The organism is Flavilitoribacter nigricans DSM 23189 = NBRC 102662, from assembly GCF_002646595.1.
In the GTDB taxonomy this organism is placed as follows: domain Bacteria; phylum Bacteroidota; class Bacteroidia; order Chitinophagales; family Saprospiraceae; genus Flavilitoribacter; species Flavilitoribacter nigricans.
Genome location: NZ_PDUD01000009.1, coordinates 365,138 through 381,234 on the forward strand (window position 1 = coordinate 365,138; position 16,097 = coordinate 381,234).

Below are 16,097 nucleotides of genomic sequence, written 5' to 3' on the forward strand. Positions count from 1 at the left end.
GCAAAAGAAAAGCTCTCCACGGGGAGTTTTGCTAGATGAACGAGGCGTTTCTCCGGATGAAAGTAAAAATGCCCGATACAAGGCGGTATGGGAAGTTCCGACACCAGTTTGGTCAGTATCCGCTGGATCCCAAAGCGCTCAACCCTGCTAGTTTTGGCGACCTCAGTACCAGAACGGACATACACCGGTATTCTTCGGAAACCGGGAAATGAAGAGTGTATTTCGGGTATTGCTGCACTCCGGGTGGAGTGCAGCAATAACGGAGGCATACAGTGGGATGAGGAGTTACGGAAAGTGGTTAGGTCAATAGCCAAAATTTTGGAAGACCTGCTCCTGTAGGGCCTCAAAGTCACCGGGCCGGGCGGCATTTTTTTCAACGATCTTCCCTTTGCTAACCATCAGGTAATGAGGGTATTCCATCGAGAGTTCACCCAGTCCGAGTGCTGCGGCCAGTTCTTTTTTGAGCGCCGCGCTCGCCCGCAGGTGATATCCCCCGAGTCGTCTTTCGAACAATTGCTGGAACCAGGCTTCTTCATTTTCCGGATCGTCGACCGAAATATATAGCCGCTCCACACGGAATCGATCCAGTAATTTTTCGGTCTGATCCTGGAATGCAAAATCCTCCCGGCAGCTTTCGCATCCGCTGGACCAGATGGTGATATAAAGGTTCTTGCCGCCCACTACATTCTGGGAGCTTTCCTTCAATAGGGACAAGTCCCAGGTTTCATCCAGGATGACCGGTTGCCAGAGATCCGCTTCGTCCGAGCGGACGCGGGATTTGACCTTCACTCCCGTGGCGGCCATCCTTCGCTCCGGTCTTTTTTTATTGGCGCTGTTCTCCTGTGACCACTGGATGGCCCTGCGGTATTTGCTGCGGGGATACAGGCGGAAAAAGAAATCGGTCTGCCCGTCGAGCCACTGATTATCTCCCTGCAGGATCTGGTAGTAGGTATACAACATCTGTGCGAACAGGTGTTCGCGTAATGATCCATCTTCAATCTGATAAATTCCCGGAAAGGCATCCTGCAGGATGTAGGACTTTCCTCTCACCGTAACCGTATCGTTGGGCATCCCGAAGAAATGATCGGACCCGATGGCCAGGGCCCGCTGGAAACTAAAGTAGTTAATGGCGTATAGGCTGCCCTGTTTCCCGTAAAGCCGCTTCTCCTCCAGGGGCGGATAGGCCGCAAAGACCGCTTCCGCGAGATGTTGCCGGTCTTCAATGGATAACTGTTCAAATTCGGTGTAGGATTTGCCGTACAATTGGGAGACAGCATTACTCAGCAGCGGGGTTTCCACGTACCCGCGCACCAGATCGTAATAGCCCGTATCGATCTTCCCGGCGGCCAGTAATTGATCTACCGGTTGGAGCTGCCGGGTAAATTCCCGCTGGAGCTCTTCGAATAGCCGGTCCTTCGATGTTTTGGGCAGAAATGCGTTCATCCGGTCCATGTAATAGATCGGAGGGAAATATTCGTGGGCGTACAAAAACTGGTGTCCGGCCGCATTCGGACCACTTATCTCACTGTAGATCAGATCCGAGGCCGGCAGGGATCGGTTCACGTCAATTTCCACGCCGATCGTGTCCCCCGGGAAAACGATCAGCGGAACTACCTTGCGACCAATTTCCGTCTGAAAACTCAGGCGCAATTCAAGAGGCTCCTCCATTTCCGGCAGTTGGACCGTCAGGGTATCCCCTATCCAAAGCAGGCTGTCGGTCTGGTTGCCCGCAGCGATATCGGCATTATACTTGCTCTGCGAAACAAAAATGAAAGGATAGGGATATTCATTGGCGTTGATGCGGACCACACTTTGTGCGTAAATAGTGGATGACAGGCTAAGTCCGGCAAATGCCAGTATCAACAAGATGCGTTGCATGGATACGAAATTTAAGATTTTAGCTCCGGTGCGTGATCAATTAAACGGGAAAGGTAGACGCAAACCAATACAGCGGCACCCTTCGTACCGCCCATAACTTTGCTCCGATTTTCTTCCCGGCGGCTGTCTCCCGGTCCGATCACACTTCTATCAACAAATATTCAGACACCCACCGGTGTGCAGTTTGCCGGTCGGTAGTGCTGCCATTAACTTTAATCGAACGTCCGATCGAAAGGATTATTTCCCGCCCTTCATGAACCTTTTTAACCGGGATATTACCCATAGTACCCCATTTATCCGCCTTCGGTTCACTCTGCCGCCAGTTCGGACAGCCAGGCATCCAGAGCAGAACGGTCGTATAGTTTACCCGCTCTGATCACTGATTCGATCGTCTGGGTATTGGTAATATCCTCCAGTGGATTGGCCCGAAGCAATACCAGATCCGCCAGTTTTCCGGACTCGATCGTCCCCAGGGAATCCTGCAAGTTAAAATATTCTGCCGGACGAACCGTAGCGGCCTCCAGCGCCTGGATGGGCGTGAGTCCGGATTCCACCAGCAGGCGCAGTTCTTCGTGCAGACTGAAACCCGGGGTCAGAAAAGCGATCGGGCAATCCGTACCGGCCATGATCCCCACGCCGGCTGCCGGCAGCCGGCTTACCATATCCTGCCCCCAGGCCGCAAAGATCCGGCTACTGGTATCGATGGGCAGGTCTGCAGCCACGAGTGAATTGCGGGTCCAGCGCGCGGCCGCACTGTCGGGCAGGTACTGGTATTGCTCCCGCCAGGATTCGCGGGCGTAGACCCGGTTGACGCGGGCCATTACGATGGTGAGGGTAGGCACCAGCCAGGTGCCGTTCTCGGCCAGAGCCGCCAGTACTCCGGCGCGGGTGAGGGAGTCTGCATGCTCGATCGCATAAGTCCGGTGCATCTGGTGCAAGCGGCTCCGGAGATCGCCCCCGGCCTCTCCCCTGCCCTCGCGCAGGTTCACCCGCCGTACTTCCAGCAACTGTTCCCAGTTGTCCGTGCAGGACATTTCCAGGTTGCGCATGTGTTCAATACTGCGAAGCCCGGCGGACGAAGCGCTCACTACATCCATACTCAGCGGAACGTGGCCGGTCACGGGTAGCCCCCGCTTTTCGGCTTCCTCCAAAAGCGCGCGGTAAACCGGCGGACTCAGCATTTCGTAGGCCTTCAACAGGTCGACTCCCGCCGCGTCCAGCTCGGCCACGATGGCCCGAACTTCCTCCACCGTACCGGCTTCCACCGCCAGTTCCGGCCGCCCGGGGCTACTGCCGTCGTACACACGTGGCCGCCCGTCGATCAGCGGCCCGGCGATCATGACTCTCGGTGCGCTTTCCGGTGCGGCCGCTGCGGCATCCTTCCAGGGCTTAACCAGATCGAGTTTTCCGCCCGTATCGCGGATACTGGTAATCCCGTTCACCAGAAACAGGCGAAACATCGCCGGCGAGATATCCGGTTCGAAGGCCAGGTGAACGTGGGCATCCCAGAGCCCGGGGATCAGGTATTTGCCGCTACCATCAACGGACGGCACCTGATCCGGAACCGCTACCTCCCCCGCAGGGTGTACCGCCAGGATCTTATCGTCCCGGAGAAATACCGTTCTATTTTCCTGTAAACCACGTTCAGCGTCAATAACATGGACGGAAGTGATCGCCAGCGTAGCCTGCTCCAGGGCGTTATCCGGGGTATTGCAGGCCAACAGACTGCCGAGCAGGCACAGCAGTGCCAGTGTCATTCTTTGCATACTAGTCTTTTTGAAGATTTAAACCGGGCTTTGGTCTATTTCGGTCATTTGGTGGTTATGGGTGTGGCCGGAGGATCGACGCGTATAGTATAATGTACTGCCCATAATTATCACTATCCTGTCTTGCAGTACTTTACTTTTCGCCCCAATACCCCGCTCCAAAACCTTTACTCATAAAGCACCGTGCTCTACCGGTTAAACGGATATTCGTTTACCCAGTTAAACCCGCGATTGAGTAACAGGAAATCCGATTTATCCAGCCTTTTGAAAACGATGGCCACGGTATCTTCCTGCATCGTGCCTATCAGGCGCAGGCGGTTGGTGTCCGGCAGTTCGTAAATAAAAGAATATTGCTCGGAAGAATCCCGTTTCATGAATTTTAAACTACGACCGGTCGTATCCAGCGTAGTTACAAAACCCGCCGAACGGTCGTTCATGTACTTGATCCGGGCAAAACCTTCCCGTTCGATCTGCAACTGCGCCCACTGCAGCGTATCGGTTTTCAGCGGCGGCAGGGTATCCCGGTTGACGATAAAAGTATCGACCGTATACAGGCCGTAGAGTCCAGGTTTGGGGGCGTTCTCGCCAAAATCCCGGGAATAACCGTTCACCTTGATCGCTCCGTAGATGACCGCATATCCGATCACCAGGGTTTTCAGGACCAGCCGGGCGATGCGGAATCCCTTTTTCCGCAATTGCGGCGGGATCTCGATCTTCGGTAATTTGACGGCTTCCCCGGAAAAGAAGAACCGGAACAGTCGCTCGGCATCCCGGGCCAGCAGGAAGGCGCTCATGGTCACCAGAGCCGTCGACAGGATCTTCACCGGAACATCGAAAAAGTAGTTGACCGCCATTACATTGGCTGCCGTCATCAGGGTGATCACCGCCCCGAAGGTCATGGTACGCCGGAACAACAGCAAACCGGCCGCCAGTTCGGCAATGCCCATAAAGAGATTATAACCTTTGGAAAAACCCAGGAAGGTCCAGGCCAGTCCCATCGGCGAAGCTTCCCCGAAAGGTTGGGTGAGCCGGTAAAAACCGGGATAAGGAAACTGTAATTTGATCACCTTGACCAGCCCGTAGCTGATCAGCATCAGGCCCACGTAAAAGCGAAGGGCCACCGTCAGCCAGTAATAGAGCGTATCGTAATCACTGGCTTTCCGGTCCAGCAGCGTCCAGATTACCGTGCCCAATACCGACAGGACGAAGATCGTAAAGACGATCACATAGTCGTACCGGGTATCTCCGCTACCATTAGTGAATACGGTGATCTTCTCGGGCAGGTGCAGGATGTGTTCGCCCACCCAGGGAATGAACAAATGCAGCAGTTCCGTCGGATACTTCATCAAAATATCCCAGCCGGGAAAAGCCCCGTTGTTCTGGATGATGATGAACAGCAGAAAAAAGATAAAAAAGAACCGGAAGGCAATTTTTTTAGGGACACTCCAGGGTACGGAGTATACAGGGTCTAAGGTGTTTTCCACGGCTAATGATTGTAGTGTAAGGGTATTTATTGTCTGCGGCTTTGATCCGCAGGATCATAACTTTTTCACCTGATCATCATCCCTAATTCCGCGCCCCCGAATGTCCCATAGTCCTATCTTCCTCCCGAAGCCCGAAAGCCGATCGTTTTCTTATTGAATACAAAATCCGTTTTGTCCATTTTCAGACTGGCCACATCCTCGAGGGTCAGCAGGTTTTCCGGCATATTGGCACGTTCTTCGGCCGGCAGGGCGGCAAATCGCAGATTGTGTTCCTTGACTACCTCCTGCACGACGCTGCGCACCGTCCGGGCGTTGCCGAAATACTTATCCCGGTATTCGTAAATATAGGACAGATAATTCTTAAGGTGTTCTTCCGCTTCCGGACTCGGGATCAGATCGTTTTCCGACAGCATCATCAAAGCGATGCGGTGGAGTTCTTCCGGTGAATAATCCTCAAATTTCAGGATCTTATCGAAGCGGGAACTCAGGCCCGGGTTCGCTTTGAGGAAAGACTCCATATTATCCGGATAACCGGCAACGAATACGAAGAAAAATCCGCGATTATCTTCCATGCGCTTCAGCAGGGTCTGGATGGCTTCGTCACCGAAATCGCCCTGCGCGCCGCCGGTAGGTCTTTGGGTAAGTGCATAAGCTTCGTCGATGAACAGCACGCCGCCCATCGCTTCGTCGATCTTCTCGGTGGTTTTGATCGCCGTTTGCCCCACATAACCGGCCACCAGTCCCTGGCGATCGGTCTCTACCATATGCCCGCGTTCGAGTACGCCCAGGGCCTTATAAATCTTGGTCAGAATGCGGGCGACCGTCGTTTTACCCGTGCCCGGGTTTCCGATAAATACGGTGTGCAGGAAGAAGCTGTTGAGCACGTCGCGGTTCGACTGCCGGTAAAAACGGACCAGCCGCACCATTTCGTTGATCTGTGCCTTGATGCGCTCCATGCCGATCAGATGGCTGAGTTCGTCCAGCGACTCCTGCAGCAGACCTTCGTCCACCGGAATGTTCGGTAATTCCTGCGTGCGGTCCAGGCGGATGAGTTGTACGTCATCCAGATGGATCACCGCCAGATCTTCTTTATTGACCATTTCCGGGGCTTCCAAGGACATGATGCGCAGTCCCAGATTGATCTTGGCTTTTTCGATCAGATCGTACACAAAACGGGCGTTGCCGAAGGTACGATCCCGCTTGCGGTAAGCATCCACGATGATCTCGTCGATCTTGCCCCGGGCATTTTCGGTCAGTTCCACGCCTTTTTCCCGGCAGGCGTATTCGGCGATCACGGAAAGCTCCTGCGGCAGATAATCCGAGAACTCGAAGTTCAGCCGGAAACGGGATTTCAGTCCGGGATTGGAATCCAGGAACTGCTTCATTTCCTTGGGGTAGCCGGCCACGATCACCGCCAGATCCCCGGGTCCGTTGGACATTTCCCGGACCAGGATCTCGATCACTTCCCGTCCGAAGTCCTTGGTGTCTTCCGTGGAGCGGGCCAGCGAGTAGGCTTCGTCGATAAACAACACTCCGCCCCGCGCCTTTTCGATGGCTGATTTTACTTTCGGTGCGGTCTGCCCGATGTACTCACCAACCAGATCTACCCGATCCACCACGTGAACGTGCCCTTTGGTAAGGAGCCCCATTTTGCGGTAGAGGCGGCCCATCATACCCGCTACGGTCGTTTTGCCGGTACCGGGGTTACCGATAAAAATGGAGTGTACGTTGATCTCGTCTTTTTCCTCAAAACCGCGGTTTTTCCGCAGTTGCAGGAATTGAATATACTTTGCATGATTGCGTACCTGTTCCTTGATATCCACCAGGCCGATCAGATCTTCCATCTTGGCCATTACCTCTTCGAAAGAGTCGTCGTCCTCCACTTCCGGGGAGAGGATGACCGGTGCGAGCCGATCCGGCAGGATCACGCCCGGGATGCCCTTTTCGAACTCCTCTTCCACCTCGAACGGAATAGCGGCGATCAGCCGATCCATAAAGATCAGCTCGGCCGTATAGCGATCTTCCCGCCAGGATCCCTTAACGTTGGAGCCCCAACCGGCGGTGATCTTGATCCACTCGTCTTTCTTCTCGATGCGCTGCAAACGCACGACCTGGCCTTTCAGCTCGCGGGCGTCGTTGAAAAATTTGGTGAACAATTCGCAGTGCCAGGCCTTTCCGTACAGCATGTTGCGCAGTACGATCTCCACGTAGATGTAGCGGGTATCTTCGGCACTGAACTGCCGGTAATACTGCCGCTCCTCTTCGGGCACATCGTCATAGGGCCCTTCGTATAATTTGATGGATTGAACTTCGATGAAAGGATTGAGACCGGGGATCTCCTCGTCGCCCGGATCTTCGATGTAAAAATATTTGGTAGCAACTTTCTCTCCCTCTATCCAGGCTTCCCAGTAGTAGGTGCCTTTTTTCCAGAATGCGCCTTCGGACTTATTTCCCCAGCCTTCCCGCACGTATACCGTATGATCGTATTTGCTGACCTTCCGCCGAAAAGGCAGAATGCAAAGTTCCTTTTTGCCTTTCTTCAGGGAAAAACAGCGCAATTCCACTTCAATGTCCCAGTCCTCGATATCGAACAACTTATTGTAAAAAGATAGTTCCGCGTATACATAAGTCGTCTGATACCGGTCAAAAACCTGTCGATACTTCTTTCGGTTATCGGCCAGCCACTCCGTGGAGGTGTAAGTCCGTAGCTCTTTTAACTTGTAGTTCTTCAATGTGTATATTTCGATTATCGGTGGAGGGTTGAGGGTAGACGGTGGATGGTCGAGGGTTGACGGTGGATAGCACACTGCTTTTTTACCGTCAACCATCCACCGTCTACCGTCCAACCCCAACCGCTTAATTAACGATTACCAGGGTCCACTTGTGACAATATCCCCCTTTTTTTTTAAAACCAAAAAAACCGGCGCGATCTTAAATTCAGATCATTGCAGCTTCTGATTATCGTATCTTCAAAAATTGCCTATATTCACGCCCTCAGTCAGCAGCTCTTATGACCTTTATAAAATTAAAAGTACCCACACTGGTACAGGATATAAAGGTGGAGGGAAAAAGTCAGTATTACCTCCGACCGGTTTTTATTGCCCACCCCATTTCAACCAACCTGCGGTATGAATTGGCAGTAGCTCAGTACCAGAAAGAGCTGAAGCACTTTTTTAAGGGCTTTTCGGTGGACCGGAGTAACGCACAGGACCTGCTGTGGTTTACCTTCGATCCGGACCTGGAAACCCATCGTTTCCATTTTGAATTTAGTCTGGGGAAAGAATACATCAAAGGACCTTTCCTTTGCGTGATCTTCGAATGGCAGAACTACCTGTTCGGATGCCTGCCCGGTTTCGATCACTTTATGTATGTTCTGGGAGATCTTAGTATGCGACTCACCGAACAGCGGAATCGCACGGAAGAAGTTGTACGTTTCCTTTTACGGGAATATCAGGAAGAAGATTCAGAATTCGACCCGATAAATTATTACGCCGGGCGCAGGGACTTCGTCACTACCGTAGAAGTGGGCATCCACATCAACGAAAAACAGCTGAAATTCGAACGGGATACCCAAAACTGGTTCTTCTCCAACCTCCAGGAATCGGAAGATTTCAACGGGGCCATCGAACTGGAACGCGTCGGGCAGGACCTGAACAGTCGCTATCCCAACGAACTGGACCGCGCCTTTTTCCAGGATGAACTGGTAGACCGGCTGTATCAGCTCATTTTCCGCCGCAGCAATACCTCACTGGCCATCATTGGCCCGGAAGGAGTCGGTAAGACCGCCGTAATCGAAGAGGTGATATGGCGCTACCTGGAAGGGTATTACCACGAACTGCCCGGGGAATCCATGCAGCACGTCTGGCAGATCGACCCGAACCGCATCATCAGCGGTATGAGCGTAGTGGGCATGTGGCAGAAACGATTTGAAGCCATTATCCAACACCTGCGTTATCCGGATGGTCGCGACCAGTCGGATAAAATGCTGGTCAATAATCCGGTAAGTCTGCTGCGGATCGGCAAATCCGCCAGTAACAATATGTCCCTGAGCGATGTGCTCAAAAGCTACATCGACAAGCGTCAACTGCAACTGATCCTGCTGGCCACTCCGGAAGAATGGAAGGTGATCCAGGACAAGGACCGCCGCTTTTCGGACCTGTTCCAGGTCGTTCGGATGGCCGAACCTTCGCCGGAGACTACGGCCAAGATCGTCCTGCGAAAACGCCGCCGGCTGGAGCTGGAAAACAGCGTGGAGATCAGTATCCAGGCCATTCAGCAACTGATGTACATTCAGCGTAACTTCCTGCAACGCCAGGCCCTGCCGGGCAGTGTACTCAACCTGATGCAACGCCTGGCTACCAAATACCGTTTCCGGACGGTGGACGCCGATGAGGTACGGGAAGAATTCCGGGCTTACAGCGGTCTGCGTGATTTCCTCTTCGATTCCAGTCTGAAATTCAATACCAGTGAGGTCAAGAACCTGCTGGCCCAGGAACTCGTCGGTCAGGAAAAAGCCGTACAGGCGCTGAGTGACATCATCAATCTGCTGAAAGCCAAGCTCAACGACCCGAACCGGCCGGCCAGCTCCTTCCTGTTCATCGGCCCGACGGGTGTAGGTAAGACCCAGGCCGCGAAGGTACTCTGCCGGCATCTTTCCGGAGACGAGCACCAGTTGCTGCGCTTCGATATGAATGAATACATCGACGAACTGGCCGTCTACCGGCTGATCGGCGATGAGAACAATCCCGAAGGTCAGCTCACGGGCAAAGTCCGGTACCAGCCATTCGGGGTCCTTTTGCTGGACGAGATTGAAAAGGCGCATCCCAGTGTCCACGATCTGTTGCTCCAGGTGCTGGACGACGGACGCCTGACGGACAGCCTGGGGCAAACCGTAGATTTTACCAATACGATCATCATCATGACCTCCAATGTGGGGGCCGAAGATAAGGACCGGCAACTGGGTTTCCGGGCCAACGAACAGGACGACAGCGTCTACCTCAAGGCTGTACAGCAACACTTCCGGCCGGAGTTCATCAACCGGATCAACAAGATCGTCGTATTTAATCCGCTCGGACTGGAGGACATCCTCCGGATCGCCCGCCTGCAGATCAAGGAATTGCTGAAGCGGGACGGTTTTGTACGCCGGACCACCATTCTCAATATTTCCCAGGATGCTCTGGCCTGGGTGGCCCGCCGGGGCTACGATGCCAAAATGGGCGGGCGGGCATTAAAGCGTCAGATCGAAAAGGACCTGACCACGCTTTCGGCCGAACAGCTGATCAGTACGAAGACCGACACGCCGATCATCTTTGAGATCCTGCTGCGGGACGACAAACTGTACCCGCGCATTCTGCCGCTGGATTTTCTCACGCCCATTTCTGGCACCTGGCTCCCCGAAATGCCGGCCCAGGATACCGGACGGCGCTTTTTCCGCAAGTTGCTGAATGTGGTTACCCAGTTGGAAAACCGGGTAAATCAGATGGATGGGGACAGCTATATTCCGGGCACCAGCAGTGCCGTCGACTGGCAGTATTACGATTTCAAGGAAAAGATCGCCCAGGCGAAGGAAGACCTGCAGACTAAACTGCTGACTTTCAGTGAGCATTATTTCCCCGGTTTGCCGGCCATTCCGCTTCGGCTGCGCTCCGGAAGCCTGATCCCCCGGAAAGACTGGTCCAGAGGAGTGCGGGAATATTACCGGGATCGCATTTTTCAGGAAGAAGGACTGAAGCAGATCGGTGAGACCCACCAGTACCAGCAGGATCTGTTCGACTCGCTGGAGACCGAGTTTATTCGCTATTACTTGAATGTCGGTATTCTGCGACTGGTGGCCGATGGATTTTTCCAGGGTCGCCGGGAGCAGGTAAAGATCCACCTGGAATCCTGCATCACCGGTTTGGGCCGGAACGAAGTACAATTCCTGCTCGAACTGTACGCTAATTTCCTGGACCACCTGGACATTCACTACACCCTGGATAAAAAACAACAGTTCCTGCAGGCGGAGGGATACAATATCTCTCAGTTGCTGCGCGGCGAACAGGGACTGCAGTTGTTCTATACCGCACACCAAAACCCCGTGCCGATCCGGCTCAGTCTGGAAGTGAACGGACAGGCAAGCGGCGAAGCCGGTACCTTCAAGGTGATCCGGCTGTTCGATAGCCAGCAGATCATGACGGATCTGCGCTCCGGTTTCACCAATGCGGTCAACATCAATCCCGAAGAATTCAAGATCCTGGTATTTGCCGGACTGCCAAAAGCGATCCGGGAATATCTGTTTGATTAAGGAGGAAATCCGGGAATACATAAAACCAACCCCACCCAACATACCGTATACTTTTTTAACGCCGGGTTTTACGCCAACCCGATCCTAAGAACTACATTTGCCGAGGTAGAAGTAGCAACTTATGAATCATCTGGAATCATTTCGCGAAGTACATACCTTTCTGTTCGACGTAGACGGAGTGCTCACCAACAGCCAGCTATTGGTATTGGAAAACGGGAAACTCGTGCGTCAGTTAAACAAGAGGGACCTGCTGGCGTTGAAAACGGCGGTAGCCCAGGAATACCGGATCGCCATTCTGTCCAGCAGCCGTTCGGATGGTATCCGCGAACAACTGGAGGGGCTCGGGATCACCGACCTTTACCTGGGCGTCGATGACAAACTGGAAGCCTACGAAGAACTGGTCGATATTTACGATCTCGACGAAGAAGGCATCCTCTACATGGGCGACGACTGGCCGGATTACAAATCCATGCGCCGGGCCGGTATGCCGGTATGTCCCAAGGATGCCATTCCCGAGATCATTAAGATCAGCAAATACATTTCGCCTCTGGCCGGAGGCCAGGGTTGTGTGCGGGATGTCATCGAAAAAGTGCTGCGTCTACATTATAATTGGATGACTCCTTAATGCCACAGAATGATTATTCTCGCAATAGCACGACTGGTACGATTGCCGAACCTGATCATTGTGGCCCTGACCCAATACCTGCTTTATTTTTTTCTGTTTCACAACAACTTTCAGGACATTGGGGTCGAGGGCCGCATGGGCCTGCTGCACTTTTCCCAACTGGTTCTGGTAACGGTCATTCTCACCGCCAGCGGCTATGTGATTAACGATATTATGGACCTGAAAGCGGACCGGATCAACAAACCGGAAAAAATGGTGATCTCCCGCTACATCCAGCGTCGAACGGCGCTGTGGATCTACTTTTGTATGCAAAGTGTGGGCTTTTTCCTGTCGGTTTACCTGAGTTTCTACGTGAATAACCTTCGCTTACTCGCGCTCTACCCCATCGCATCCATCGGACTTTATCTGTATTCCAGTTATCTGAAAAGGCGGCCCATGGTAGGGCATCTGCTCATCGCCCTGTACTGCGCCGGAGTTGCCCTGGTCGTCTGGCTATCGGAGCTACCCGGTTTCCAGCAGTTGCAACGAATGGAACCCGATCTGAGCCGTCTCGTGGTCAATGTGATCCTGGCTTACGCCATTTTCGCTTTTTTGACTACTTTATTGCGCGAACTGATCAAAGTGATGGAGGACGAATCCGGCGACCGGATTGCCGGTTACCAGACGACGGTCATTGCCTGGGGCCAGGAAAAAGTGAAGGGTTTCTGTATCCTGCTGGGTAGCATCCTGATCCTGCTGTTGGGCATGTGCACCTATTACTTCGGTCAGTATTTTACCTTTTGGAAAACCGCCCTGATCGGCCTGGTGCTGGCGGTGCCTACGTTTATGATCATCTATTACCTCAGTCGGATCAGCCAGCAGTCCAACTTCAAACAGGTCAGCGGCCTGACCAAATTGTTGATGTTACTGGGCGTACTGGTGCTGCTAAGTTTTGCCTGAGGCTAATGACACCCCGGCACTTACAACAAAAAACAACTCAATTTAATGTCTACAGAATTTCCGAATCTCCCGTGGCTGAAACGCCCGATCATTCTCGCTTCCAAATCACCGCGCCGCCAGCAATTGCTGCAACAGGCGGGCATCCCGTACCGGCTGGAACTGCTGGAGGTCGAAGAAGATTTCCCGGAAGATATGCCGGTGGGAGACGTGGCCGCTTTCCTGGCCCGCAAAAAAGCCCAGGCTGCCGCTTCCTTCATAAAGGACCAGGAGATCGTACTGGCTGCGGACAGTATCGTGGTACTCGGTGACAAGATCTACGGCAAGCCCCGGGATTATGAAGATGCCGTCCATATCCTGAAGAATCTATCCGGAAATATTCACCGGGTGATCACCGGGGTTTGTCTGCTCTCAAAGGAACGGGAACGTACTTTTTCCGGCATCAGCAAAGTGCATTTTGCGACCCTAAGCCAGGAAGAGATCGATTTTTACCTGACCCACTACAAACCCTACGACAAGGCCGGTGCTTACGCCATTCAGGAGTGGATCGGGCTGTCCAAGATCCGACAGATCGAAGGTACCTATTCCAATATTATGGGGTTGCCGATGGAACAGGTGTACCGGGAGCTCATGAAATTCTAAAATAGCCGATGCCTGCACCGGAGCAAGTCAGTGTCAGTCGCTTTTGCTCCGTCTACCTAACAGTCCATCGTACCGGACTACTCAACAAGTATTCAGATGAAAAGAAGAACTGCCATCCGCAATCTCGGACTGATCTCAGCCGGGTTCAGTTTTTTACCGGCCTGTAAGTTTACCGAAAGCCCTCCCGTATACGAACGGGTTCCCCTGGAAACGGAACAATACCACCTGGTGGAATGGCTCACCGACGCCATTTTACCCGCCGGTGAACCGGAGATCAGCACGCCGGAAACAACCCCGCATTTTGTGCTGACCATGCTCAACGACTGCTACGCGCCGGAGGATATCCAGAAATACCTCACCGGATTGCAGGCATTTGCCACCAAAATAGAGGAGCAGTATGGCACCGACTTCAAAAAACTGGAGCCCGAGCAGCAGCTTGCCCTGTTTACGGAAGTAGCGGAATCCGAAACGCTCCCCGAAGAGATGAAGTACTTTTTACAAACGACCAAGCGCCTGACTGTCCAGCATTTTACAACTTCGGAATACTTCCTGGTCAATCACATGGATTTTGAGTTCGTTCCGGGTCATTACAACGGCTGTGTCCCGGTATAATACCCTCCGGGACCTTCTATATCTGCTTTTTATCAACCTAAATCGCTACCGTTTAAAATATTCTCAGCATGTCAAATAATACGGATCATCATTTTGATGCCATTGTGATCGGAGCCGGAATGACCGGCGGATGGGCCGCCAAGGAGTTTTGTGAAAAAGGACTAAAAACCCTGCTTCTGGAAAGGGGCCGGAACGTGGAACACCTCAAGGATTATCCGACGACCAATATGCAGCCCTGGGAGTTCAAGCACCGCAACCAGGTGCCCTACGAGATCCGTAAGGACAATCCGGTGATCAGCCGCTGCTATGCCTTTCGGGAGGATGCCACCCATTTTTTCGTTAAGGACACCGAGCATCCCTACGTGCAGGAAAAACCGTTCGACTGGATCCGGGGATACCAGGTGGGGGGCAAATCCATCATGTGGGCCCGCCAGGTGCAGCGCTGGAGCGACTTTGATTTCGAAGGACCGGACCGGGACGGCTTCGCCGTAGACTGGCCGATTCGCTATAAAGACCTGGCCGACTGGTACAGCTACGTGGAAAAATTCATCGGCGTTACCGGTATGAAAGACGGTTTGGCCCATCTGCCGGACGGAGAATTCCTGAAGGCCTGGGAACTCAATTGCGTCGAAAGCTATTTCCAGAATTTTATCAAGGACAATTATCAGGACCGGCACGTGATCTACGCCCGTTGTGCGCACATCACCGAAGACCGGCCCATCTTCCGGGAACAGGGCCGCGGGCTTTGCCAGGCCCGGCGCATTTGCCAGCGCGGTTGCCCGTTTGGCGGTTATTTCAACGCCAATTCCACCCTGATCCCCTGGGCGATGCGGACCAATAACCTGACGCTGCGCCCCCATTCGGTAGTTCATTCGATCATATTTGACGAAAAAGCGAATAAGGCTACCGGGGTGCGGATCGTAGACGCCAATACCAAGGAAACGACCGAGTATTTTGCGGATGTGATCTTCGTGAATGCAGCGGCGCTCAACAGTAATCTGGTGCTGCTGAATTCCACATCGGAACGCTTCCCGAACGGACTGGGCAATGACAATGGGCTACTCGGAAAATACGTGGCCTTCCACAACTACCGGGCGCGGATCAGCGCGATCCACGAGGGCCACCTGGATTCCACGACGGATGGAGCCAAGGCCAGCAGCATGTACTTCCCGCGCTTCCGCAACGTACACCGGCAGGAAACCGACTTCCTGCGCGGCTACGCGGCCGGCTTCGGTACCGGACGCGGCATTCCGGTCAATAGTGACGGTTTTGGCGATGAACTGCGGGCCAACCTCCTCTCCAGCGGCAAAGACAAGGAAGGACCGTGGCGGGTCGGTTCCCACATGATGGGAGCAACCATCCCGAAAGAGACCAATCAGGTCAGTCTGGATGCCGAACAAAAAGACGAATGGGGCATTCCGCTGCTGAAGATCGATCTGGACTACGACGATAATGACGAAAAAATGATCAAGGACTTCTTCGAGCAATTCACCGAAATGTACGAGAAGGCCGGCTTCACCAATATCCGGACCAGCGATTCGAAACAGGCGCCGGGGCTGGACATTCACGAAATGGGCGGCGTCCGGATGGGGCACGATCCCAAAACTTCCCTGCTCAATAAATGGAACCAACTGCACGCCTGTCCCAACGTATTTGTAACGGACGGGGCCTGCATGACCTCCACCGCGACCCAAAACCCCTCGCTGACTTACATGGCCCTGACGGCCCGGGCGGCCAATTATGCCGTTGAGCAGATGAAAAAGGGTGAATTGATCTAATGCGGTAAAGCTTGCTATTCGGCGAATAGTATATTGACGCCTACACTACTGGACATTTTTGCCAAGGAAAGGATTGGTAAGCTCGCAGAACTG

At 53.3% G+C, this 16,097-nt stretch carries 10 protein-coding genes; 6 read left to right on the forward strand and 4 right to left on the reverse strand.

Annotation, left to right across the window (positions count from 1 at the left end):
- Positions 1–303 precede the first annotated feature (303 nt).
- The 4 genes from CRP01_RS06265 to CRP01_RS06280 all read right to left on the reverse strand — a co-directional run bounded on the left by CRP01_RS06265 (position 304) and on the right by CRP01_RS06280 (position 7,860).
- A complete protein-coding gene (locus tag CRP01_RS06265) occupies positions 304–1,878 on the reverse strand; it encodes a hypothetical protein (protein ID WP_099149151.1) in 1,575 nt (524 codons plus the stop codon).
- Between the two features lie 308 nt (positions 1,879–2,186).
- On the reverse strand, positions 2,187–3,644 hold the full coding sequence (locus CRP01_RS06270) for an amidohydrolase family protein (protein ID WP_099149152.1): 1,458 nt from the start codon (positions 3,642–3,644) through the stop codon (positions 2,187–2,189).
- A 188-nt stretch (positions 3,645–3,832) separates the two neighbouring features.
- Positions 3,833–5,128, reverse strand: a complete 1,296-nt coding sequence (locus CRP01_RS06275) for a hypothetical protein (RefSeq protein ID WP_099149153.1) — start codon at positions 5,126–5,128, stop codon at positions 3,833–3,835.
- A gap of 113 nt (positions 5,129–5,241) precedes the next feature.
- Positions 5,242–7,860 (reverse strand): AAA family ATPase, encoded by a 2,619-nt coding sequence (locus tag CRP01_RS06280; RefSeq protein ID WP_233752637.1) that lies wholly within the window; start codon positions 7,858–7,860, stop codon positions 5,242–5,244.
- 278 nt (positions 7,861–8,138) lie between these two features.
- On the opposite strand from CRP01_RS06280, the gene CRP01_RS06285 reads away from it, so the two are divergent.
- From CRP01_RS06285 to CRP01_RS06310, 6 genes are all read left to right on the forward strand, one after another.
- The gene (locus CRP01_RS06285; protein ID WP_099149155.1) at positions 8,139–11,411 is read left to right on the forward strand and encodes an AAA family ATPase; all 3,273 of its coding nucleotides are present in this window, start codon (positions 8,139–8,141) and stop codon (positions 11,409–11,411) included.
- Between the two features lie 121 nt (positions 11,412–11,532).
- Positions 11,533–12,036 carry a KdsC family phosphatase gene (locus CRP01_RS06290; protein ID WP_099149156.1) on the forward strand — a complete coding sequence of 168 codons (504 nt, stop codon included), beginning with the start codon at positions 11,533–11,535 and terminating at the stop codon, positions 12,034–12,036.
- 9 nt (positions 12,037–12,045) lie between these two features.
- Positions 12,046–12,975 (forward strand): geranylgeranylglycerol-phosphate geranylgeranyltransferase, encoded by a 930-nt coding sequence (locus CRP01_RS06295; RefSeq protein WP_099149157.1) that lies wholly within the window; start codon positions 12,046–12,048, stop codon positions 12,973–12,975.
- 45 nt (positions 12,976–13,020) lie between these two features.
- Positions 13,021–13,614 (forward strand): Maf family protein, encoded by a 594-nt coding sequence (locus tag CRP01_RS06300; RefSeq protein ID WP_099149158.1) that lies wholly within the window; start codon positions 13,021–13,023, stop codon positions 13,612–13,614.
- A 96-nt stretch (positions 13,615–13,710) separates the two neighbouring features.
- Complete coding sequence (locus CRP01_RS06305; protein WP_099149159.1) at positions 13,711–14,226, forward strand: gluconate 2-dehydrogenase subunit 3 family protein; 516 nt, start codon at positions 13,711–13,713, stop codon at positions 14,224–14,226.
- A 68-nt stretch (positions 14,227–14,294) separates the two neighbouring features.
- Positions 14,295–16,004, forward strand: a complete 1,710-nt coding sequence (locus tag CRP01_RS06310; protein ID WP_099149160.1) for a GMC oxidoreductase — start codon at positions 14,295–14,297, stop codon at positions 16,002–16,004.
- Positions 16,005–16,097: the final 93 nt, after the last annotated feature.

What these genes read in the sequence shown, in the direction of transcription:
- CRP01_RS06295 (WP_099149157.1), top strand. Translation starts at nt 12,046, where the DNA reads ATGATTATTCTCGCAATAGCACGACTGGTACGATTGCCGAACCTGATC.
- CRP01_RS06265 (WP_099149151.1), bottom strand. Translation starts at nt 1,878, where the DNA reads ATGCAACGCATCTTGTTGATACTGGCATTTGCCGGACTTAGCCTGTCA.
- CRP01_RS06310 (WP_099149160.1), top strand. Translation starts at nt 14,295, where the DNA reads ATGTCAAATAATACGGATCATCATTTTGATGCCATTGTGATCGGAGCC.
- CRP01_RS06270 (WP_099149152.1), bottom strand. Translation starts at nt 3,644, where the DNA reads ATGCAAAGAATGACACTGGCACTGCTGTGCCTGCTCGGCAGTCTGTTG.
- CRP01_RS06290 (WP_099149156.1), top strand. Translation starts at nt 11,533, where the DNA reads ATGAATCATCTGGAATCATTTCGCGAAGTACATACCTTTCTGTTCGAC.
- CRP01_RS06305 (WP_099149159.1), top strand. Translation starts at nt 13,711, where the DNA reads ATGAAAAGAAGAACTGCCATCCGCAATCTCGGACTGATCTCAGCCGGG.
- CRP01_RS06285 (WP_099149155.1), top strand. Translation starts at nt 8,139, where the DNA reads ATGACCTTTATAAAATTAAAAGTACCCACACTGGTACAGGATATAAAG.
- CRP01_RS06300 (WP_099149158.1), top strand. Translation starts at nt 13,021, where the DNA reads ATGTCTACAGAATTTCCGAATCTCCCGTGGCTGAAACGCCCGATCATT.